21 protein-coding genes are annotated in these 21621 nt (G+C 60.5%); 12 read left to right on the top strand and 9 right to left on the bottom strand.

Features of this window, described 5'->3' with window-relative positions; all coding sequences use genetic code 11:
• The first annotated feature begins 143 nt into the window (after positions 1-143).
• Both CRX69_RS25085 and CRX69_RS25080 read left to right on the top strand, forming a co-directional pair.
• A complete protein-coding gene (locus tag CRX69_RS25085; RefSeq protein WP_047230424.1) occupies positions 144-548 on the top strand; it encodes an acyl-CoA thioesterase in 405 nt (134 codons plus the stop codon).
• 203 nt (positions 549-751) lie between these two features.
• Entirely contained in the window at positions 752-1633 is an 882-nt protein-coding gene (locus tag CRX69_RS25080; protein ID WP_047230423.1) for a formate/nitrite transporter family protein, read from the top strand.
• Here CRX69_RS25080 and CRX69_RS25075 read toward each other — a convergent pair.
• The gene (locus tag CRX69_RS25075) at positions 1584-2753 is read right to left on the bottom strand and encodes an MFS transporter (protein WP_047230422.1); all 1170 of its coding nucleotides are present in this window, start codon (positions 2751-2753) and stop codon (positions 1584-1586) included. The two genes, CRX69_RS25080 and CRX69_RS25075, sit on opposite strands and share 50 nt — an antisense overlap.
• A 196-nt stretch (positions 2754-2949) precedes the next feature.
• Between CRX69_RS25075 and CRX69_RS25070 the strand changes: the two genes are divergently transcribed.
• Together CRX69_RS25070 and CRX69_RS25065 are read left to right on the top strand one after the other, a co-directional pair.
• Positions 2950-3783: an EamA family transporter gene (locus tag CRX69_RS25070; RefSeq protein WP_047230421.1), complete on the top strand. Its 834-nt coding sequence runs from the start codon at positions 2950-2952 to the stop codon at positions 3781-3783.
• A gap of 51 nt (positions 3784-3834) precedes the next feature.
• Positions 3835-4218 (top strand): MAPEG family protein, encoded by a 384-nt coding sequence (locus CRX69_RS25065; protein ID WP_047230420.1) that lies wholly within the window; start codon positions 3835-3837, stop codon positions 4216-4218.
• Between the two features lie 153 nt (positions 4219-4371).
• On the opposite strand, the gene mltA is transcribed toward CRX69_RS25065, so the two are convergent.
• A complete protein-coding gene (gene mltA, locus CRX69_RS25060) occupies positions 4372-5556 on the bottom strand; it encodes a murein transglycosylase A (RefSeq protein ID WP_107323033.1) in 1185 nt (394 codons plus the stop codon).
• A gap of 123 nt (positions 5557-5679) precedes the next feature.
• On the opposite strand from mltA, the gene CRX69_RS25055 reads away from it, so the two are divergent.
• A complete protein-coding gene (locus CRX69_RS25055; RefSeq protein WP_047230418.1) occupies positions 5680-6129 on the top strand; it encodes a c-type cytochrome in 450 nt (149 codons plus the stop codon).
• 74 nt (positions 6130-6203) lie between these two features.
• On the opposite strand, the gene CRX69_RS25050 is transcribed toward CRX69_RS25055, so the two are convergent.
• Both CRX69_RS25050 and ligB read right to left on the bottom strand, forming a co-directional pair.
• Positions 6204-6593: a DUF1090 domain-containing protein gene (locus CRX69_RS25050; protein ID WP_107323032.1), complete on the bottom strand. Its 390-nt coding sequence runs from the start codon at positions 6591-6593 to the stop codon at positions 6204-6206.
• Positions 6594-6681: 88 nt separating this feature from the next.
• Positions 6682-8355 carry an NAD-dependent DNA ligase LigB gene (ligB, locus tag CRX69_RS25045; protein WP_107323031.1) on the bottom strand — a complete coding sequence of 558 codons (1674 nt, stop codon included), beginning with the start codon at positions 8353-8355 and terminating at the stop codon, positions 6682-6684.
• Between the two features lie 206 nt (positions 8356-8561).
• Between ligB and CRX69_RS25040 the strand changes: the two genes are divergently transcribed.
• Complete coding sequence (locus CRX69_RS25040) at positions 8562-9182, top strand: LysE family translocator (RefSeq protein ID WP_076383377.1); 621 nt, start codon at positions 8562-8564, stop codon at positions 9180-9182.
• A gap of 142 nt (positions 9183-9324) precedes the next feature.
• Here CRX69_RS25040 and metK read toward each other — a convergent pair whose 3' ends face one another.
• Together metK and CRX69_RS25030 are read right to left on the bottom strand one after the other, a co-directional pair.
• Complete coding sequence (metK, locus tag CRX69_RS25035; protein WP_047230414.1) at positions 9325-10515, bottom strand: methionine adenosyltransferase; 1191 nt, start codon at positions 10513-10515, stop codon at positions 9325-9327.
• 19 nt (positions 10516-10534) lie between these two features.
• Positions 10535-11530, bottom strand: coding sequence for an ArsR/SmtB family transcription factor (locus tag CRX69_RS25030; protein ID WP_092401593.1), 996 nt, complete (start codon positions 11528-11530; stop codon positions 10535-10537).
• Between the two features lie 257 nt (positions 11531-11787).
• Between CRX69_RS25030 and tkt the strand changes: the two genes are divergently transcribed.
• The 6 genes from tkt to fba all read left to right on the top strand — a co-directional run bounded on the left by tkt (position 11788) and on the right by fba (position 18136).
• Positions 11788-13785: a transketolase gene (gene tkt / locus CRX69_RS25025; RefSeq protein ID WP_107323030.1), complete on the top strand. Its 1998-nt coding sequence runs from the start codon at positions 11788-11790 to the stop codon at positions 13783-13785.
• A gap of 148 nt (positions 13786-13933) precedes the next feature.
• Entirely contained in the window at positions 13934-14989 is a 1056-nt protein-coding gene (gene epd, locus CRX69_RS25020; RefSeq protein WP_076383381.1) for an erythrose-4-phosphate dehydrogenase, read from the top strand.
• 24 nt (positions 14990-15013) lie between these two features.
• Positions 15014-16177 carry a phosphoglycerate kinase gene (locus tag CRX69_RS25015; RefSeq protein WP_076383382.1) on the top strand — a complete coding sequence of 388 codons (1164 nt, stop codon included), beginning with the start codon at positions 15014-15016 and terminating at the stop codon, positions 16175-16177.
• A gap of 31 nt (positions 16178-16208) precedes the next feature.
• On the top strand, positions 16209-16433 hold the full coding sequence (locus CRX69_RS25010; RefSeq protein ID WP_047230409.1) for a hypothetical protein: 225 nt from the start codon (positions 16209-16211) through the stop codon (positions 16431-16433).
• Between the two features lie 57 nt (positions 16434-16490).
• On the top strand, positions 16491-16826 hold the full coding sequence (locus CRX69_RS25005; protein ID WP_047230408.1) for an MliC family protein: 336 nt from the start codon (positions 16491-16493) through the stop codon (positions 16824-16826).
• A gap of 245 nt (positions 16827-17071) precedes the next feature.
• Positions 17072-18136 (top strand): class II fructose-bisphosphate aldolase, encoded by a 1065-nt coding sequence (gene fba / locus CRX69_RS25000; RefSeq protein ID WP_003177554.1) that lies wholly within the window; start codon positions 17072-17074, stop codon positions 18134-18136.
• Positions 18137-19048: 912 nt separating this feature from the next.
• Here the strand turns inward: fba and CRX69_RS24990 are convergent.
• The 3 genes from CRX69_RS24990 to CRX69_RS24980 all read right to left on the bottom strand — a co-directional run bounded on the left by CRX69_RS24990 (position 19049) and on the right by CRX69_RS24980 (position 21434).
• Positions 19049-19333 (bottom strand): fructose-bisphosphate aldolase, encoded by a 285-nt coding sequence (locus tag CRX69_RS24990; RefSeq protein ID WP_107323029.1) that lies wholly within the window; start codon positions 19331-19333, stop codon positions 19049-19051.
• Between the two features lie 465 nt (positions 19334-19798).
• Positions 19799-20467 (bottom strand): polysaccharide lyase family 7 protein, encoded by a 669-nt coding sequence (locus CRX69_RS24985; protein WP_047230500.1) that lies wholly within the window; start codon positions 20465-20467, stop codon positions 19799-19801.
• Positions 20468-20762: 295 nt separating this feature from the next.
• Positions 20763-21434, bottom strand: coding sequence for a polysaccharide lyase family 7 protein (locus tag CRX69_RS24980; RefSeq protein WP_047230499.1), 672 nt, complete (start codon positions 21432-21434; stop codon positions 20763-20765).
• Between the last annotated feature and the right edge of the window lie 187 nt (positions 21435-21621).

Here is a 21621-nt window from a genome sequence, read left to right as displayed (position 1 = left end):
ATAACGGGCTAATCGGATCTTCCAAAGGGTTTCTGTCGGCAAATCAAAATTGCCGATGATCGTTATTGGGACCCCGACATAGAGCCACGCTGCCCGGTCTGCCATGATGCAGGCATCCATCGGCCAGACGCTCAGGAGTGAACATGAATTTCCACACCCGCAAGTGGGTCAAGCCCGAAGACCTCAACCCCAACGGCACGCTGTTTGGCGGCAGTCTGTTGCGCTGGATCGACGAGGAAGCGGCGATCTATGCCATTGTCCAGCTCGGCAACCAGCGTGTGGTTACCAAATACATCTCCGAAATCAACTTCGTCAGCGCTTCGCGCCAGGGCGACATCATCGAACTGGGCATCACCGCCACCGAATTCGGCCGCACCTCGATCACCCTGACCTGCGAAGTGCGCAACAAGATCACCCGTAAAAGCATCCTCACCGTGGAGAAGATGGTCTTCGTCAATCTTGGGGAAGATGGCCTGCCGGCGCCGCACGGCCGGACCGAGATCAAGTACGTCAAGGATCAGTTCCAGGACGATATTGCCAGTGCATGAGATCGGCGGCGTCGCCAATCGCGCGCAGGCTCGCTCTCACATGGACTTGCGGTCGGTCGCAGCATTGTTGTCTACCACCCATCCCTTGTGAGAGCGAGCCTACTCGCGACGGCAGTGCTTCAAGCTCCTGGATTTCATCCGCCACTGAACAGCTCCGAAGGCCGCGTGTCGTAGGTACATCACGCCACCGGTTCAGGAGCTCCATGGACACTCGTAAAGACGGCAAGACCCCTGATCTTTCGGCACAGGAAAAGCACGAAGTCGACCGCAATCAGCCACCGCGGGCCGCAGTGCTGCATGAAATTATCCGGACCCAGGGCAATCAGGAACTGGAGCGCAGTGTCGCCGCGCTTTGGTGGTCGGCCCTGGCCGCCGGGTTGACCATGGGCCTGTCGCTGATGGCGATGGGGCTGCTCAATTCCCGCTTGCCCGAGGGTGAAGCCTTCAAGGTGATCGCCAGCTTCGGCTACTGCGCCGGTTTTCTCGCGGTGATTCTTGCCCGCCAGCAGCTATTCACCGAAAACACCTTGACCGCCGTGCTGCCCATCATGAGCAAACCCACCTTGGGCAACTTCGGCCGTCTGTTCCGCCTGTGGGGGGTGGTGTTGGTGGGGAACCTGTGCGGGACCTTGCTGGTGGCCTATGTGATGCTGCATCTGCCGATTTTCGACCGCCGCACCGATATGGCTTTTCTGGAGATCGGTCGCAAGGTCATGGAAAACGACACTGGCCAGATGTTCGCCAAGGGCATCATTTCAGGCTGGATGATCGCCACCATGGTCTGGATGATCCCGTCCATGGAGAGCGCCAAGATGTGGATCATCATCCTCATCACCTACCTGATGGCGCTTGGGGATTTCACCCACATTGTCGTCGGCTCGGCCGAAGTGTCCTATCTGGTGTTCGCCGGCCAGCTGTCGTGGGAGGACTTCTGGATGGTGTTTGCCGGGCCGACCCTGGCAGGGAACATCATTGGTGGCAGTTTCATCTTTGCGCTGCTGAGTCATGCCCAGGTGCGGAGCGAGACCGGCCAGCCTAGTCGGCCACACCCACCAGGGCGTCCTGACGACGCTGACGATAAATAAAATACAGTGCTGTCAACACGGTCAGCCCGCCCACCAGAGCGCCGGTCCATGGCAGGTCCGCCAGGTCGGCGCCGCTGGCCACCACCAGGCCGCCAATCCAGGCACCAGATGCGTTGCCAAGGTTGAACGCGCTCTGGTTCAGGGTCGAGCCCAGGTTCGGCGCTTCTTGGGCCTGGTCGATGATCAGCAATTGCAGGATCGGACACAGTGCGAAGGCGAACACACCCCATAGGACCAGGGTAATAGCTGCAGGAACCACCGACCGGCTGGTCTGGCTGAACGCGGCCAGCACCAGCACCACTGCCAGGGCCATGGCTACCAGCGAAGGCAGCAGGCGCCGGTCCGCCAGCCGCCCGCCGAGGAAACTGCCCGCTGTCAGGCCGACACCGAACAGCAGCAGCATGAGCGTGATGCCGTGGGGGCTGACTCCCGTGATGTCCTGCAGGATCGGCGCGATGTAGGTGAACACGCTGAACAGGCTGGTGGAGGCCAGCACGCTCATGCCCAGGGCCAGCAGCACGTTGGCCTTGCCCAGCACTCTGAACTCGCTGGCCAGATTGGCCTTCTCCATGGGAATTTCCCGGGGCAGCCAGACCCATTGGGCAAGGGCGGCAATGATCCCGATGACCGATACCGCCCAGAAGGTCGAGCGCCAGCCGGCATATTGGCCCAACGCAGTGCCCAAGGGCACGCCCAGTACATTGGCCAGGGTCAGTCCTGTGAACATCATCGCAATGGCTTGGGCCCGTTTGTTCGGTGCCACCAGTCCGGCCGCGACCACCGAGCCGATCCCGAAGAATGCCCCGTGGCACAGTGCGGTGATGACCCGGGCGGCCATCAGCGTGGCGTAGTTCGGCGCCAGGGCGCAGAGCACGTTGCCGACGATGAACATCAGCGTCATGCCCAGCAGCGTTGCCTTGCGCGGCATGTTGGCGGTGCCGATGGCCAGGATCGGCGCGCCGAACACCACGCCCAGGGCGTACCCGGTAATCAGCAGCCCGGCCTGGGGAATGCTCACGGCCAGGTCACGGGCGACATCGGGCAACAGCCCCATGATGACGAATTCGGTGGTGCCGATGCCAAAAGCGGCGACGGCCAAAGCAAGCAAGGCGAGTGGCATGCGCAAGGTCTCTGTCTGTAGTCTTGACGCTCTGATCAGGCATACGCATGCCGATGCGCCGGTTCGGATGAAACGGGGCAGCAGCAAAATTATTGGAATTGGTTTATGCGCAACTGAGTGCGGCGTGGTCGTTTGCAGTATAAACGGGCGCTGATGGATGGCGAATCAATTCTCTGGACGCAATAAGGAGCTTGCTGTGCTGGCAACGGCCTTGGTATTGGTCGCCGCGCTGTTGCATGCGGCATGGAATACGCTGATCAAGTTCAGTGGCGAGCGTTTGCTGGTGGTGGCGTGCATGGACAGCGTCGCGTTGCTGTTCGTGGTGCTGGTGCTGGGCTTTGTGGCGTTGCCACCGCTGGAGATCTGGCCGTGGATCCTGGCGTCGGCGGCATTCGAGCTGTTGTACCGCTATCTGTTGATTCAGGCGTATCGGGTGGGTGACCTGGGGCTGGTCTATCCGCTGATGCGTGGTCTGTCGCCATTGGTGGTGCTGGCTTTGACGTTGATCTTCGCCGGAGAAGTGCTGACAACCCATCAGATCATCGGCATCTTGCTGATCCCGTTCGGCATGCTGTGCCTGTTGTGGCAGGGCGGTGGTGGCGAACGGTTGCCCTGGTCGATGCTACCGGTGGTGGCGCTGATCGGCCTGTGCATCGGCTGCTACACCTTTATTGACGGCCATGCCCTTCGGCGCTGGCCCCGGCCACTGGATTACCTGGCCTGGGTCACGCTGCTCAGTGCCTGGCCCTTTCCGTTGCTGGCGCTGGTGCGCAAACGACCTGCGTTCATGCTGTTCTGGCGTGAACAGTGGCGGCTGGGGCTGGCGGTCGGGTTTTGCGTATTGTTGAGCTACGCTCTGGTGCTGTGGGCCATGCAACTGGGCTCGATTGCCGAAGCGGCTGCGCTGCGGGAGATCAGCGTGATCCTGGTGGTGTTGTTTGGCATGCGCTACCTGAAAGAACCTTTCGGCCGGCCGCGGCTCTTAGCCTGCGGGCTGGTGCTGATTGGCATGTTGGTGATGAAATTCTGACCAGTGCCTCGATTCTTGTTTTTCTATAACACTCAAAGAAGGAACTGCTTCATGACGGTTGCCCTGTGGTGCATTTTGATTGCCTTTCTCCTGCCTTACCTGTGCATTGCGATCGCCAAGGCCGGTGGAAAGTACCGGTTGAGCGACAACCACGACCCTCGGGATTTTCTGGACTCGCTCGAAGGAGCCCCCCGGCGTGCATACGCCGCGCAACTGAACAGCTTTGAAATCGCCCCGTTTTTCGCCGCTGCCGTGATTGTCGCGCACCTGGCCGGCAATGCCGAGCTTGTGACCATCAACGTGCTGGCGGTGCTGTTTATCACCAGTCGTCTGCTGTACATCATCTGCTATCTGGCGGACTGGGCGATCTTGCGTTCGCTGGTGTGGTTCGTGGGGGTAGGGTTGGTGTTGAGTTTCTTCTTCGTTTCGGTCTGAGCCTGGCGGTTGAGTCCCGTTGTCTGTGCTGTCCCCATCGCGAGCAGGCTCGCTCCCACAGTTGATCTCCAGTGGACACATGTTTTGTGTACGACTAGATCCAATGTGGGAGCGAGCCTGCTCGCGATGGCGCCGGTACAGTCAGCCCACTTCTCAGGGATTGGCGGTGACCGTATTGGCAACCTGCGGCACCTGCGGCAATGCCATGCCCTTGGGCCACAGCATCCAGATCTGCCCCTGTTGTTTCATATCCCCGGCCAGGTTTCCCGCTGCTTCGCCGGTGCCCCAGAACAGATCCGCCCGTACTTCGCCGGCAATTGCGCCGCCGGTGTCCTGAGCCGCGACCGGGCGGTTCAATGCACTGCCGTCAGGGCGGGTGGTGGACAACCACAACAGGCTTCCCAGAGGAATCACCTTGCGATCCACCGCCACGCTGTAGCCGGCGGTCAGCGGCACATTCAGTGAGCCCCGCGGCCCTTCGTTGCTGTCGGGGTTGCGGTTGAAAAACACGTAGCTGGGGTTGCTGCCGAGTAATTCGGGAATCCGGTTCGGGTTGGCTTTTGCCCAGGCACTGATGGTGCCCATGGTCACCTCTTCTTTCTTCAGTTCGCCCTGTTCGACCAGCCAGCGCCCGATGGGCCGGTAGGGGTGGCCGTTCTGGTCGGCATAGCCGATGCGCAACTGGCGGCCGTCATCGAGTCGAATGCGGCCCGAGCCCTGGATTTGCAGGAATTGCAGGTTCATCGGGTCTGTCAGCCAGGCGATCACCGGAGCCTTCACCCCGTTGGTTTCGATGGTGGCCGCGTCGTCGTAGGGCTTGAGCACTCGGCCTTCGAGGCGACCGCGCAGGCGCTTGCCCTTGAGCTCGGGGTAAATACTGTCCAGCGACACGATGATCATGTCCTCCGGAACCCCGTACACCGGGATGTTGGCGCTGGCAGTCTGGGTGAGGCTGCCGGGGTAGACCGGTTCGTAGTAACCAGTAATCAGACCGTTGGGGCTGTTGTCACCCGAGCGCAGGCCGTAGACATCCAGGTTCTGCTTCAGAAAGCTGCGCACATCTACAGCGGTCAGCGGCACATTGGCCGCCGCCGCGCAGGTGGCACCCCACACCGCGTCGGCTTTGAGCCGGTTGCAGGCGCTGCGCCAGGAGCCAAAGCCCGCCAGCAGGTCTTCGTCGGACACCGATGGCAAGGCTTCCCACGGTGCGCTGACATAAGTAGCGACGGCGTGAGTCTGGGGCTCTTCGGCTTTGTCGCCGCGATTGCAACCGGCCAACAGCGCGATAAGCGGTAGGGTCAGCGCCAGGCTTTTGTGCCAGGTCTTGAAACTGTGCATGAGATTTCCTTGCCGGTCGTACGGACGCTCCAGGCGTCCAGACAACCCGTATTGATAATAGGGCTATTGGTCTTTGCCGATGACCCGAGGATACTAACCGCCGTTTCCTGCTCCGAGGCCAAGATGTTTGTAAAACGATTTTCCATGGCCGTGCTGGCCTGCCTGATGTTGTCCGCCTGTGGCGGTGTCGATCCCAATTCCCCGCTGGGCCAACGCAAAGCGATCTTCAAGCAGATGCTCAAGACCAACGAAGAGCTCGGTGGCATGCTGCGCGGTCGCATCCCGTTCGACGGCCCGCGCTTTGCCGAGGGCGCGGTGCAACTTGATCAACTGTCCCGCGAGCCGTGGAAGCATTTCCCGCAAGTGCGTGAAGAAGACCACACCAGTGCCCGGGATGAGGTCTGGCAAAAACAGGCGCGTTTCCAGGAACTGGCCCGCAGCCTTGAAGCCGCCACCGGTGAGTTGGTAACCGCCAGCAAGGTCCAGCCGTACAGGGCCAGCAACCTGGGGCCTGCGGTGCAGAAAGTAGAGGACGCGTGCAGTGCCTGCCATAAAGAGTTTCGGGATTATTGAGTAGGGGCAGCTGCAAGTTTTTAGCTGCAAGCTGCAAGTGTGAAGCTTGGGGCTTGCAGCTTGAAACTTGCCGCTTATTTATCCAACTCATCCACCGCTTCCTGCAACTCTTTGCGCGAAGCCGCCAGCTTGTCCTTGCGTTTGTTGATCCGCTGCGCGTCGCCTTTTTTCATGGCTTTGTCCAGATCGGCCTGACGCTGGTTGACTTCGTGCTTGGCTTCAAGAACCTTGTTTTCACGTTCCTTGCGCAGGGACGCGTCGGTGCAATGGGTGGTGACCTGGCTTAATGCTGTTTCCAGGCCGGCTTGCTGGTCTTTGTTGTCGCGGGACTTCGCCAGCTCGATTTGATTGATGATGCCCTGGCGCTTGGCTGCGCAGCCGGTGAGCTCCGGTGTTTGCTCGGCTGCCATCAGGGGGGCGGCCATGCATAGTGTCAGCAGTGCGATAGGAGACAGGAAATTCATAGCAACTCCGTGAAAACTCGCGAACGGTTGGTATAGATGCGCTGTTGGAGCGCATGTTTACCCCTTGGGTTCAACTGTGGGACCTGGATTAAAAACCGTCGACCCCGGCACCCCTTAGTACTTCACTTAACGCCAGCACCTGTGGGTCGCGAAAAAAAGCCCTCAGTTGCGCGGCGCGTCCCGGGCCGATACCTGCTTCGGCTTGCCAATGTTCGATGTCGCGCTCGGCAAGCACCTGCCATGGCCCTTCCAGCCGGACCTCGCCGGTGGGTGGCAGGCCAAGAGCCTTGAGCCACTGCCCAAAAGGACGTTGCCGGGCGCTGTGCAGGCTGTCGAGCAAGCGGGCGCTGCTGCGTTCGCCGAAGCCGGCAATGTTAGCAAGCTCGTCGGCATCGAGGGTCATCCAATCCAGCAAACCATTGAGTCGACCGGCGGCCAGGAGTTTTTCCCAGGTGCCCGGGCCGACATGGGGCAGGGCTAACCCGTGCTTGCCGCTGAGCCAGCCCAGGCGCGCCAGAAACTGGCTTTCGCAGCCGGGTGTCGGCTGCCAGCAACTTAAAAAGTGATAATCGGCTGCCGCTGGGGCGTTCACGTCCTGGCGCTCGACACTACGCAACACGACGCTGTCCAGGCGTGGAATGGTCAGCCCGGCCAGGCTGATGGCGACCCGGTCGCCAGGACGAATGTCCATTTGCTCCCAGCGTTTGAGGGTGCTGACGCTCACGCGGCGGATTCGTCGGTCGTCGAGCATGGCAGGTTCAAGTTCCAGCACGGGCGTGATGCGCCCGGTACGACCGATCTTGAAGCGCACGTTGCGCACCTCGGCCAGGGCCTGGGCATAGGGGTACTTCCAGGCCACGCTCCAGAACGGCGCCCGGGCTTGCCAGCGGTCAGCCGGTGGGCGGCGGCTTTGGCGCAAGACGATGCCATCGCTGGCAAAGGGCAGGGGCGTGCGATACCAGTGGTTGCGCCAGTGCTCGACGTCGGCCAATGCCTGAACGGGCTGGCTGTAGCCGATGGTGTCGGCGAAGCCCAGCGCCTGCAGGGTCGCCTCCCGTTCGGGCAGCGTGGCCGGTCCGTCAGGCCAGTCCCAGACAAACAGGCCGATGTCCGCCCCTTCTTGCGCGGTCAAATTCGTGCGCGCCATCAGCCCCGCCACGGTCGCCCGGGCGTTGAGACTGCCGTTGCTGGCCTGGACATGGGCAATCAGCCGCCAGTACAGCTCACCCTGAACGACCAGGTCCAATGGCTGATTCAGCCGTTGCGGGATGGCGTTGATTTTGTGCGCAGCCCAGGTCCAGTCTTGCCCCTGGACACCATCACCGCGGCTGATCGCCTGATGCAGGCGCCCCCCGCGATAGATCAGAGTCACGGCCACGCCATCGACTTTCGGTTGGACCCAGAGGTCTTCTCGGCCTTGTAGCCACGCCTTGACCGCGGCGGCATCCTTGAGTTTGTCCAGGCCGGTGTGTGCAACCGGATGTGGCTCTTTCCCGCCCGCCGTACGCAGGGGGAAACTGGGTGCCACAAGGTCAAAGCAGTCGCGCCAATGGCCCAGCTGGATGCGGGATTGATCGTAGAGTTCATCGGCTACCAGTGATCGGCCGAGACGGTGATAGCTGTCATCCCACGAATCGATTCGCTGTTGCAGGGCGGTGATTTCCGCCTGGGCGCGTCCGAGGGGCCAGTCGGGACAAGGCGCGGCAATGACAGGGAAGGAGATGAATATAAAACAGGCCAATAGGCGTGATAACGGCAGCATCGAAGCATCCTTGCTTGGTGGTGTGCTTGAAGGCTAGTCACTGTCACAGAAGGTGCGAGGCTGGGAGCGTTACCGGATTTTGCAGGGGGCGATAGCGAAGTCGTGGCGGTACAGTGCAGGGTGATTTGGTTGCGCAACTGTGCCTTGAACCCATCAGGGGCGAGTGCAGAATGGGGGCTCGATCTGCTCTGCCAGGCGTGCATCCTATGGACCTGACGACCCTCGCTGTTTTCATCCCGGCCTGCTTCGCGCTGAACATGGCGCCGGGGCCGAATAACCTGCTGTCCATCAGCAACGCCTCGCGTTATGGCTTCGTCCGGGCGTGCAGCGGTGGCATTGGCCGGTTGCTGGCGTTTGCGCTCATGATTGCCCTGGCAGCGGTGGGATTGACCGCTGTGCTGCATACCTCGGAACTGTTGTTCCTGGGGATCAAGTTCGTGGGTGCCGCTTATCTGTTCTACCTTGCCGTGCAATTGTGGCGGGCGCAGCCAGAAGCCGGAGCTGAAACGGCGGTCACTTCGATGAGCGTGACCCGCCTGGCACGCCAGGAGTTTCTGGTGGCGATCGGCAACCCGAAGGCGATCCTGTTGTTCACCGCCTTCCTGCCGCAGTTCGTCGACCGCGCCAGCACTGTCACCCAGCAGTTCGCCGTGCTGGGCGGCCTGTTCCTGGCGCTGGAGTGCATTGCCATCGGGTTGTATTGCTACATGGGGATTTATGCGCGGCGGCTGTTTGCCCGGCCGAGCGGCAAACGTCTGTTCAATCGCCTGTGTGCGGGGCTGCTGGCCAGTGCGGCTTCGTTCTTGCTGGTGGCGCGACGGTCCTGAAGTCGATGGCCCCTTGCTCCCACAGATAAGTGCCCAAGCGACAAATCCTTGCATGGCTTAACCCCCCCCTGAATGGGTATGGGCCGGACATGAAAAAGCCCCTGACGACCCAGTCGCCAGGGGCTTTTCGTACCCGCAGTTTTTACAGGCCGGCAGCCGCGCGCAGGGCGTCGGCGCGGTCGGTTTTTTCCCAGGTGAAGGTGGTGAAGGTGTCGTCACCGACCGTCTTGGTTTGCGGCGTGCGGCCGAAGTGGCCGTAGGCGGCGGTGTCCTGGTACATCGGGTGCAGCAGGTCGAGCATGGTGGTGATGGCGTACGGACGCAGGTCGAACACTTCACGAACCAGCTTGATGATCTTGTCATCGCCGATCTTGCCGGTGCCGAAGGTGTTCAGCGAGATCGAGGTAGGCTGAGCAACGCCGATGGCATAGGAAACCTGGATCTCGCAGCGCTCGGCCAGGCCGGCGGCCACGATGTTCTTGGCCACATAACGACCGGCATAGGCTGCCGAACGGTCGACCTTCGATGGATCCTTGCCGGAGAACGCGCCACCGCCGTGACGGGCCATGCCGCCGTAGCTGTCGACGATGATCTTGCGGCCGGTCAGGCCACAGTCGCCTACCGGGCCACCGATGATGAACTGGCCGGTCGGGTTGATGTGGAACTGGGTGTCCTTGGACAGCAGCTCGGCAGGCAGTACGTGCTTGACGATCAGCTCCATCACGCCTTCACGCAGGTCTTTATAGGACACTTCGGGGTTGTGCTGGGTCGACAGTACGACGGCATCGATACCGACAACCTTGCCGCCTTCGTAACGGCAAGTCACCTGAGACTTGGCATCCGGGCGCAGCCAAGGCAGCAGGCCGGATTTACGGGCTTCAGCCTGGCGTTGAACCAACTGGTGCGAGAAGGTGATCGGTGCTGGCATCAGCACGTCGGTCTCGTTGCTGGCGTAGCCGAACATCAGGCCCTGGTCGCCGGCACCCTGGTCTTCAGGCTTGGCGCGGTCAACACCCTGGTTGATGTCGGGGGACTGCTTGCCGATGATGTTCATCACGCCGCAGGTCGCGCCATCGAAGCCGACGTCGGAGCTGTTGTAGCCAATGCCCAGGATGACGTCACGGACGATCTGTTCCAGGTCGACCCAGGCTGAAGTGGTGACTTCGCCAGCGATGATCGCCACGCCCGTTTTCACCAGAGTTTCGCACGCCACGCGGGCGAACTTGTCTTCAGCAATGATGGCGTCCAGCACCGCATCAGAAATCTGGTCGGCGATTTTGTCCGGATGCCCTTCAGACACGGACTCGGAGGTGAAAAGGGAGTATTCGCTCATCTCGATGTTTTCCTACAAGTTACCGATGGTGAGTGTCGCCAGCCGGTCGCTGAAAATGGCGGACCTGGATCTGGAAACCATTACGTAAGCCCACATAGAGGCTTTCCCCGGGCACGAGGCCCGCAGCGGTGGCCCAACGGGCCAGATCGTCCTGTTCAAACCCCAGCCAGAGATCACCGCAGGCCTCCTTGGCCCAACTCTGGTTGTGGCTGCATAACTCTGTCACTAACAGGCTACCGCCCGGTTGCAGCAAGTCGGCCATGTGCTTGAGCGCATCGGCCGGCGCGGCGAAATGGTGAAGCACCATGTTCAATACAACACAATCGGCCTGCAGGCTCACACCATTCAAGGCATCGGCCAGTTGCAGGCTGACATTAGCCAGTGTTTCACGTTCGCACACCTGGCGTGCCAGCTCGAGCATGGCCGGGCTGTTGTCCAGCGCCGTCACTTGGCTGAAACGCCGCGCCAGCTCCGGCAGAAACGCACCGTCGCCGGGGCCGACTTCAATGGCCGTGGCGGTGGGCTCGAAGCCCAGTTTGTCGAGCAGCGCCACGACGCTTTCACGGTACTGCGGCAACCCGGCAATCAGGTCCTGCTGGGCGCGAAACTTCTCGGCCACCCGGGCGAAAAAATCCTGGCTGGCAGCGGCTCGCTGCCCGTGTACCTGGGCGATGCGGGCCTGCACGTCTGTCGGCAGGTCCAGTTCATCCACCTCTTCGAGCAACGCGGCATGCAGCTTGCCGCCCAGCAGATCGGTATGGGGCAGGGCGCGGCGGTAAAAAATCGCATTGCCTTCACGACGGGTCGCCACCAGGTCCGCCTGGGCCAGGACCTTGAGGTGGTGGCTCATGCCGGATTGACCGATGCCGAAGATCTGCGCCAGTTCCAGCACGCCGAACGAATCGTTGGCCAAGGCGCGCAATACATTGAGCCGCAGCGGATCGCCGCCGGCCTTGCAAAGGGCCGCCAGCTCATCGCAATCGTCATGGCGAATGGAAGGCACGCGTAAATTCATAGGGCGGCAGTCTAGTGAGGGGTATGGATCACCGCAAGGTCAATATCAAAAAGTTTTGATATTGCTCGATAAATGGCACTTCCCAAGGCGTGCTTGACTCTACAAACCTTCAGCGGAAAGGTTTCACCTGGCGAATGCGACTTTATCCACCGGAAAAAAGCCTCTGGATGACTATCTGTCATTGCCCCGGGGCGGGTGGGTGAGGGAAAATGCTCGCCTTTTTTCAGTTTCACAATTCAAAACCCAGGAGATCAGCGATGCCCAGCCGTCGTGAGCGTGCCAATGCCATCCGTGCACTCAGCATGGATGCCGTGCAAAAAGCCAACAGCGGCCATCCCGGTGCCCCTATGGGTATGGCGGATATCGCCGAGGTGCTTTGGCGCGACTACCTCAAGCACAGCCCGAGCAACCCGTCGTTTGCCGACCGTGACCGCTTCGTGATGTCCAACGGCCACGGCTCGATGTTGATCTATTCGTTGCTGCACCTGACCGGTTATGACCTGTCGATCGATGACCTGAAGAATTTCCGCCAGTTGCACAGCCGCACTCCGGGCCACCCGGAATATGGCTACACCCCAGGCGTGGAAACCACCACCGGTCCACTGGGCCAGGGCCTGGCCAACGCCGTGGGCTTTGCCCTGGCGGAAAAAGTCCTGGCGGCGCAGTTCAATCGCCCAGGCCATAACGTTGTCGATCACCACACCTACGTGTTCCTGGGTGATGGCTGCATGATGGAAGGCATTTCCCACGAAGTCGCCTCCCTGGCCGGCACCTTGGGCCTGAACAAGCTGATCGCTTTCTACGATGACAACGGCATTTCCATCGACGGCGAAGTCGAAGGCTGGTTCACCGACGACACCCCCAAGCGTTTCGAAGCCTACAACTGGCTGGTCATCCGCAATGTCGACGGCCACGACCCGGAAGAAATCAAGACCGCCATCGAGACGGCGCGCAAGAGCGCCCAGCCGACCCTGATCTGCTGCAAGACCACCATTGGTTTCGGTTCGCCCAACAAACAAGGCAAGGAAGACTGCCACGGCGCGCCACTGGGTGCCGAGGAAATCGCCCTGACCCGCGCTGCGTTGAAGTGGGAACACGGTCCGTTCGAAATCCCGGCCGACATTTATGCCGAGTGGGACGCCAAGGAAAAAGGTCGTGCCGCCGAAGCCGAGTGGGACCAGCGCTTTGCCGCCTACTCCGCGCAATGCCCTGAGCTGGCCAATGAACTGGTGCGTCGCCTCAGCGGCGAGCTGCCTGCCGATTTCGCTGAAAAAGCCTCGGCTTACATCGCGGAAGTCGCCGCCAAAGGCGAAACCATTGCCAGCCGCAAGGCCAGCCAGAACACCCTCAACGCTTTTGGCCCGCTGCTGCCGGAGCTGCTCGGCGGTTCGGCCGACCTGGCCGGTTCCAACCTGACCTTGTGGAAGGGCTGCAAAGGCGTCAGCGCCGAAGATGCCAGCGGCAACTACATGTACTACGGTGTTCGTGAGTTCGGCATGAGCGCGATCATGAACGGTGTGGCTCTGCACGGCGGCCTGGTGCCTTACGGCGCTACCTTCCTGATGTTCATGGAATACGCCCGCAACGCAGTGCGCATGTCGGCCCTGATGAAGAAGCGCGTGCTTTATGTGTTCACCCACGACTCCATCGGCCTGGGCGAAGACGGCCCGACTCACCAGCCGATCGAGCAACTGGCAAGCCTGCGCTGCACGCCGAACCTGGACACCTGGCGCCCATGTGACGCCGTGGAATCGGCAGTGGCCTGGAAATACGCCATCGAGCGTAACGACGGTCCATCGGCGCTGATCTTCTCCCGCCAGAACCTGCAGCACCAGAACCGCGATGCCGACCAGATCGGCGACATCACCCGCGGTGGCTACGTGCTCAAGGACTGCATTGGCGAGCCTGAACTGATCCTGATCGCCACCGGCTCCGAAGTCGGCCTGGCCGTCCAGGCCTACGACAAACTAACCGCGCAGGGCCGCAACGTACGTGTGGTGTCCATGCCGTGCACCAGCGTGTTCGATGCCCAGGACGCCGGCTATAAGCAAGCGGTATTGCCGTTGCAAGTCAGCGCCCGGATTGCCATCGAAGCCGCTCACGCCGATTACTGGTACAAGTACGTCGGCCTGGAAGGTCGTGTGATCGGCATGACCACCTACGGCGAATCGGCGCCTGCGCCGGCGTTGTTCGAGGAGTTCGGCTTTACCCTGGAAAACATCCTGGGTCAGGCTGAAGAGCTGTTGGAAGACTGATCCGAAGTCGCGTCGTCCGGGCTGACGCCATCGCGAGCAAGCTCGCTCCCACAAGGATCTCCACCGACCCTGTGGGAGCGAGCTTGCTCGCGATGGCGATGGCTCAGGCAACGCTGCCTTGATGGATTCACCCAAGTCAGAGAACCCCATGCCCCAACCGCGTCCCTACAAAGTTGCACTCAACGGCTACGGCCGGATTGGTCGTTGCGTCTTGCGTGCGTTGTTCGAGCGAGGGGCCAGGGCCGGGTTCGAGATTGTGGCGATCAACGATCTGGCCGACATGGCCAGCATCGAATACCTGACACGCTTTGACTCCACCCACGGCCGGTTTCCGGGCGAGGTGCGGGTCGAGGGCGATTGTCTGCACATTAATGGCGATTGCGTGAAAGTCCTGCGCAGTGCCACTCCCGAAGGTATCGATTGGGCATCCTTGGGTGTCGACCTGGTGCTTGAATGCTCGGGCGCCTACAACACCCGTGAAGATGGCCAGCGCTTCATCGCGGCCGGCGCTCCGCGGGTGTTGTTCTCCCAGCCGATGGCCAGCGAAGCGGATGTCGACGCGACCATTGTCTACGGCGTGAACCAGGATTGCCTGAGCGGCGACGAGCTGTTGGTGTCCAACGCGTCCTGCACCACCAACTGCGGCGTGCCGCTATTGCGCCTGCTGGACCAGGCCATTGGCCTGGAATACGTGTCGATCACCACCATTCACTCGGCGATGAACGATCAACCTGTGATCGACGCCTATCACCATGAAGACTTGCGGCGGACCCGTTCGGCGTTCCAGTCGGTGATTCCGGTGTCCACTGGTCTGGCGCGCGGCATTGAACGGCTGCTGCCGGAACTTGCGGGGCGAATTCAGGCCAAAGCCGTGCGGGTGCCGACGGTCAACGTGTCCTGCCTCGACATTACGATGCAGACCGTGAGCGATACCGACGCCACCGAGGTCAACCGGATCTTGCGCGAAGCCGCCACCAGCGGTCCGCTCAAAGGCCTTCTGGCTTACACCGAGTTGCCCCATGCCAGCTGTGATTTTAACCATGACCCACATTCGGCCATCGTCGATGCCAGCCAGACCCGGGTTTCCGGGCCACGGCTTGTGAACATCCTGGCTTGGTTCGACAACGAATGGGGGTTTGCCAACCGAATGCTGGACGTTGCCGAGCATTACCTGCAAACCGCTTCTAAAAAACCTGCTCTCTAAACAGTTACCCAGGAATTGCGACCCATGACCGTGTTGAAGATGTCCGACCTCGATCTGCAAGGTAAGCGCGTACTGATCCGCGAAGACCTCAACGTCCCCGTCAAGGACGGTGTTGTCACCAGCGACGCGCGTATCCTGGCTTCGCTGCCGACCATCAAGCTGGCCCTGGAAAAAGGCGCGGCCGTGATGGTCTGCTCCCACCTGGGCCGTCCGACCGAAGGCGAGTTCTCGGCGGAAAACAGCCTCAAGCCGGTCGCCGATTACCTGAGCAAAGCCTTGGGCCGCGACGTACCGCTGGTGGCTGACTACCTGGGCGGTGTGGACGTGAAGGCCGGCGATGTCGTGCTGTTCGAAAACGTGCGCTTCAATAAAGGCGAGAAAAAGAACGCTGACGAACTGGCCAAGCAGTATGCAGCCCTGTGCGACGTGTTTGTGATGGACGCGTTCGGCACCGCCCACCGCGCCGAGGGTTCGACCCACGGCGTGGCGAAGTTCGCCAAAGTGGCCGCTGCTGGCCCGCTGCTGGCCGCCGAACTGGACGCACTGGGCAAGGCCCTGGGCTCCCCGGCCCAGCCGATGGCTGCCATTGTTGCCGGCTCCAAGGTCTCCACCAAGCTCGACGTGCTTAACAGCCTGAGCCAGGTGTGCAACCAGTTGATCGTCGGCGGCGGCATTGCCAACACCTTCCTTGCTGCGGCCGGTCACCCGGTCGGCAAATCCCTGTACGAGCCGGACCTGCTGGACACCGCCCGGGAAATCGCCGCCAAGGTCAGCGTGCCGTTGCCGGTGGACGTGGTGGTTGCCAAGGAATTTGCCGAAGGCGCCACCGCCACCGTCAAGCTGATCGCTGACGTGGCCGAAGACGACATGATCCTCGACATTGGCCCGCAAACCGCAGCCAATTTCGCCGAACTGTTGAAATCTTCCAAGACTATCCTGTGGAACGGTCCGGTCGGCGTGTTCGAGTTCGACCAGTTTGGCAACGGCACCAAAGTGCTGGCCCAGGCCATCGCCGAGAGTGACGCTTTCTCCATCGCTGGCGGCGGCGACACCCTGGCGGCGATCGATAAATATGGCGTGGCCGAGCAGATCTCCTACATTTCTACCGGCGGCGGTGCGTTCCTCGAATTCGTCGAAGGCAAAGTACTGCCAGCCGTGGAAGTCCTGGAAAGCCGGGCCAAGGCCTGAGGTTTCGTTGACCAGGCAAAGGAGTGTTGTGATGGTCAAGACGTTCACGTTGCTGTTGACGACGACGCTGTTAGTGGCCTGTTCGAGCAGCCCAAAGGCCACGGCTCCGGAAACCGGGACGCCAACGCCTGAAGGCGGCTGTTACCAGGCCGACTGGCAGGCCGAGACCAATCCGGTGCTGAACAAGCGTTCGGGGCCGGATGGCCTGGATAAATATGAGACGCAAAACCCGGCCAAGGAACATGGTTGTCCTTGACGGGTCAGACTCTTTAACTCATGGCTGGCGGCACGGGTCGTCAGTCGAGGAACACGGATGAAAGGCTTTATCGCCGTTGTGGCGCTGGCAATGCTGGCCGGTTGTGCGCAGCTGGATCGGTTTCGTTCGTCCGAGCCTGTCGTAGAGGGCTGGACAACCTGGACCTGTGACAGTCAGGCCAAGGTGCTGTGGCGCTATACCGATGACACCCGCAAGGAAGTCGACGTTCGCCTCGGCGGTGCCGAGCAGGTCTATCACCTGAAGGAAGAGCCGGGCGCATCGGGTACGCTGTACAGCGACGACATGCTGGCGTTTCACGTCAAAGGTGAGGAAGGCCTGGTTTACTGGGTCGCCACCAATGACTTGATTGGCCGGGGCTGCAAGGCTGACTGATTCAATAGAGATCCAATGTGGGAGCGAGCCTGCTCGCGATAGCGATGTATCAGGCATCAGTGATGTTGACTGTCGGGCCCTCATCGCGAGCAGGCTCGCTCCCACAGGGGCCTCTTATAGTTTCGAGATTTTGTTTCACCGAACACACAGGGCGGACCCACCCCCGACCTGCAATGACTTGAATAGCCGCCGCCGCTCCGGCAGGCTGGCACGATTAACGACCCTCGACCGGGAGAGACACACTAATGGCACTTATCAGCATGCGTCAGATGCTGGACCACGCAGCCGAGTTCGGCTACGGCGTCCCAGCCTTTAACGTCAACAACCTTGAGCAGATGCGCGCCATCATGGAAGCCGCTGACAAGACTGACTCCCCGGTGATCGTCCAGGCTTCGGCCGGCGCCCGCAAATACGCCGGCGCGCCATTCCTGCGTCACCTGATCCTGGCTGCCATCGAAGAATTCCCGCACATCCCGGTGTGCATGCACCAGGACCACGGCACCAGCCCTGACGTCTGCCAGCGCTCCATCCAACTGGGCTTCAGCTCGGTCATGATGGATGGCTCCCTGGGCGAAGACGGCAAGACCCCGACCGACTACGAATACAACGTGCGTGTCACCCAACAGACCGTCGCCATGGCCCATGCCTGCGGCGTGTCGGTGGAAGGCGAACTGGGTTGCCTGGGCTCGCTGGAAACCGGCATGGCCGGTGAAGAAGACGGCATCGGCGCCGAGGGCGTGCTGGACCACAGCCAGATGCTGACCGACCCGGAAGAAGCCGCGGACTTCGTCAAGAAGACCCAGGTCGACGCCCTGGCCATCGCCATCGGCACCAGCCACGGCGCCTACAAGTTCACCAAGCCGCCTACCGGCGACGTGCTGGCCATTGACCGCATCAAGGAAATCCACAAACGCATCCCCAACACTCACCTGGTGATGCACGGTTCTTCCTCGGTTCCGCAAGAGTGGCTGGCGATCATCAACCAGTACGGCGGCGACATCAAAGAAACCTACGGCGTGCCGGTTGAAGAAATCGTCGAAGGTATCAAGTACGGCGTGCGCAAGGTCAACATCGACACCGACCTGCGCCTGGCCTCTACCGGTGCCATGCGTCGTTTGATGGCGACCAATCCGAGCGAATTTGATCCGCGTAAGTTCTTCGGTGCGACCGTGACGGCGATGCGTGATGTGTGTATTGCGCGTTACGAAGCTTTCGGTACTGCGGGTAATGCTTCGAAGATCAAGCCGATCTCTTTGGAAGCGATGTATCAGCGGTATTTGAAGGGTGAGTTGAACGCTAAGGTTAACTAAGGCTTCAGCGTTGTGGTTGTGAGAAAACCCGCAGTGATGCGGGTTTTTTTATGTGTGGGATTTGTGTGTATATCCGTTTTTTGGGTAACGGCTGCTTATGGTTCCGCCCTTACGGCGGGTCACTTTTGGCAAACGCCCCAAAAGTAACCAAAAGGTCTTGCCCCACCACTCGGTGCCTCGCCTAGGCTCGGCATGCCCGAACGCAGGCATTGCTCCGTGGGCCCGCCGCGAAGGGCCATCCATGGCCCAGCGCGGCTATCCCGGCATCCATGCCGGGATGCCCACTCCACAATACCTACGTTCGGCCAGCGTGGTTAACGGGGCCCATAGATCAAAATCAAAAGCGAGGCGGCCTGATAGCCGGCCTTGTTTAGGGAGATCGCGTTTCTCCTGTGGGAGCGGGCTTGCTCGCGAAGGCAGTGTCATAGTCGATGAAGATGTTGAATGTGCTGTCGTCATCGCGAGCAGGCTCGCTCCCACAATTGGATCGGAGTACTACCGGGAGAAACAGGTCGGCTATAAGGCCGCCTCGCGGTGGACGTTGATCTCGGCGCCCCGTTAACCACGCTGGCCGAACGCAGATGTTGCGTAGTGGGCACCTCGGCATGGATGCCGAGGTAGCCGCGCTGGGCCATGGATGGCCCTTCGCGGCGGGCCCACGGAGCAATGCCTGCGTTCGGGCATGCCGAGCCTAGGCGAGGCACCGAGTGGTGGGGCAGGAGCGTTTTGGTTACTTTTGCGCTCTTCAAAAGTGACCCGCCGTAAGGGCGGAACCCTAAGTAGCCGTTACCAAAGAAATGGATATACACACAGATCCTGATAGCGCTGTGTCAGTCGCCATCCATGCTGCTGACCCAGCGCTATCGCGAGCAAGCTCGCTCCCACAGGGGATCATCTCCCGCCGGGAGGGCTTTATTGGTCTTCGAGGCCGCGTTGTTCAATGACGCCAAACACATCGGTGACATCCTGAACCAGGATCCGGGCGACATTGGTGAGGGTATTGAGGTCGCTGGCGGCCGAATCGCGCAGGGTGGCGCAGGCCATGAGCGACAGGTAATCAAGGGTAGCGTGCAGGCGTTCACTGGCGCAGGCGTGGAGTTCAGTCAGTGGGGCAGTGCTGTCGATGAACAGGATGGGTTGGGTGGTGGCGATTGGAGTGAGCGGGGTGAAGCGGCTGAGTGATTGAGTCGTCGTCATAAGGTTTGGGCTCTATTAATAAAAATTAATTGCCACCTTCTTGCTGCGAAACAAATGGGTGGCAGTTGCGCGCGGGTTCGCAGACCGAGATAGAGACCAAACCCGGCAGACCCGAAGGTCTCCCGCGCGCAACCGCCATAAAATGAACGCAGGCGAGTTTGCCTGAATTTTCATTTGACGGTGCAAAGTCTCTGTTCTGTCAGTGGGCTGCGAAACCCGTGCCCCGCTGACCAAAGCCAGCAGACGAGCCCGAACTATAGAGGAGATTTTCGAGCCCAAAATCGACCTGTAGGACGCACCGCGCCCACGTGGCGAGGGAGCTTGCTCCCGCTCGGGCGCGCAGCCGCTGCAAAACCGGCGCATGCGGTTGGTCTGACGAAAGGAGGGGGCTGCTGCGCAGCCCAGCGGGGATAAATCCCCTCGCCACAAAGGTAAATTCCTACGAGATTTTCGGAGCTGAAAATCTCAGGTGTTGTGATCGATATCCAGCTTGCTGAACGTCACTTTCCCTCCTTCGCTGGTGTAGCCCGTATTGTCCTGCACATACACGCCAGCCTTGAAATACAGCGGCTTGACCTTCCATTTGGCGCTCATGGTGGTGTACCAGCTACGACCCGCCGCGGTGATACCCAGGTCGCCGGTACGATCAAGATGGAGCCGATAAGAGAAAGACTGATTGAGTTTTACACCCGAGGCGACGGTGATGACCCGGCCCTCGTCGTCATCGGGGCGCATGCGCACTTTGGCGACGATGTTGCCGGTCTTGCTGTCGTCCTTGTACTGGTATTCCAGCTTCACCATGGGTTTGCTGCTGTCCTTGGCATGAATCTGACCGATCACGATCTTGCCGGTGCTGGGTACCTGGTTGACCACCAGGGTCGCACTCAATTTGTTGTCGGCGTCGGGGTATAGCCAGTTGCGCAAGGTGCCGTTTTTGTAGGTCTCGCGCAATTCGCTGCGCGGGTAGATCGCGTTTTCAGTCTTGGTGCCGGTGACCGGTGACCAGAAATACACCGTGCTGCCTTCAGAGTTGAAGTATTTGTTCTTGAAACCGTCCACCAGTCGAGGGGTTTCGATGGTTTTGGGTGGGCTTCCCTCGGGGATGCTCAAGTTCCAGGTTGCAAGATCGACCATGTGCGGGCCCTTTCTACGGAATGAATATGTTGCAAGATCCAGCCGGAGGCTCTAGCCAGCGCTTTATGACGCGTCCCGAGAAACGCGGGGGGATCGAATTTTCATATCCTTCCGGCGGGGGGTTGGCGTCAACTGTCCGTCAGAGTGGTGTTTGCCGCTTTGGTGCCCGAGGACGACGACCGTTAGTCGGGCAATTCGAATTTTTTTTGAACGATGGCGCTATGGCATCGGCGTCGATGTGGGTCACGTTCGCAGGGAGCAGCGTCCATGCTGCGGTATGCCAGGGGAAATACGCTTATAGAACGGTGTGATGAATTTCCAGCATGCTGAACGTCACTTTTCCACCTTCAGTGGTGTAGCCGGTGTTGTCCTGCACGTAGACGCCGGCTTTGAAATACAACGGCTTGTCCTTCCAGTCCGGGCTTACCGTGGTTCTCCAGTTGTAACCCGCCGCGCTGATGCCCAGCGCGCCCTTCGGACTGAGGTGAATCTGGTAGGAAAACCTGCGATCAAGTTGCACGCCCGTGGCGATGGTGATGACCTGGCCCGATTCGTCGTCGGGGCGCAGTCGGACCTTCGCGACGATGTTGCCGGTGGAGCTGTAGGCCTTGTATTGGTATTCCAGTTTCACCATGGGCCGGGTGCTGTCTTTGGCGTGGATCTGGCCGATCACGATCTTGCCGGTGCTGGGCACCTGGTTGACGGTCAAGGTGGCGCGCAGCTTGTTGTCTGCCGCTGAGTAGAGCCAGTTGCGAAGGGTGCCGTCGCTGTAGGTTTCCCGCAGTTCGCTGCGCGGGTAAATGGCGTTTGCAGTCTTGGTGCCGGTCACCGGCGCCCAGAAGAACAGCGTGCCGGTGTCGGAGTGGAAATAGTCGTCCTTGAAGCCCTGGGCTAGCCGCGGTGTTTCGATGGTGATGGCGGGGCTGCCTTCGGGGATGCTCAAGTTCCAAGTGCTGAGATCGATCATGGTCGGATCCTGCGTAACGGGCGTAAAAGTGCTGAGGACCAAAGCGGGAGGCTCTACTCCAAGCATTTGGGGTGTGTTGATCACGCAGGAAGGAGTTTTTTGGATAACCATCCGGCGGATGTTTGACGTCAATTGTCCGTCGAATGGATCTTTTGCAGCATCTGTGCCTGGATGGGGAACCGTTAGT

This window comes from Pseudomonas rhizophila (genome assembly GCF_003033885.1).
GTDB lineage: Bacteria > Pseudomonadota > Gammaproteobacteria > Pseudomonadales > Pseudomonadaceae > Aquipseudomonas > Aquipseudomonas rhizophila.
Note: the sequence above shows the minus strand (reverse complement) of the source record. Positions and strands in the feature narration are given on the sequence as shown.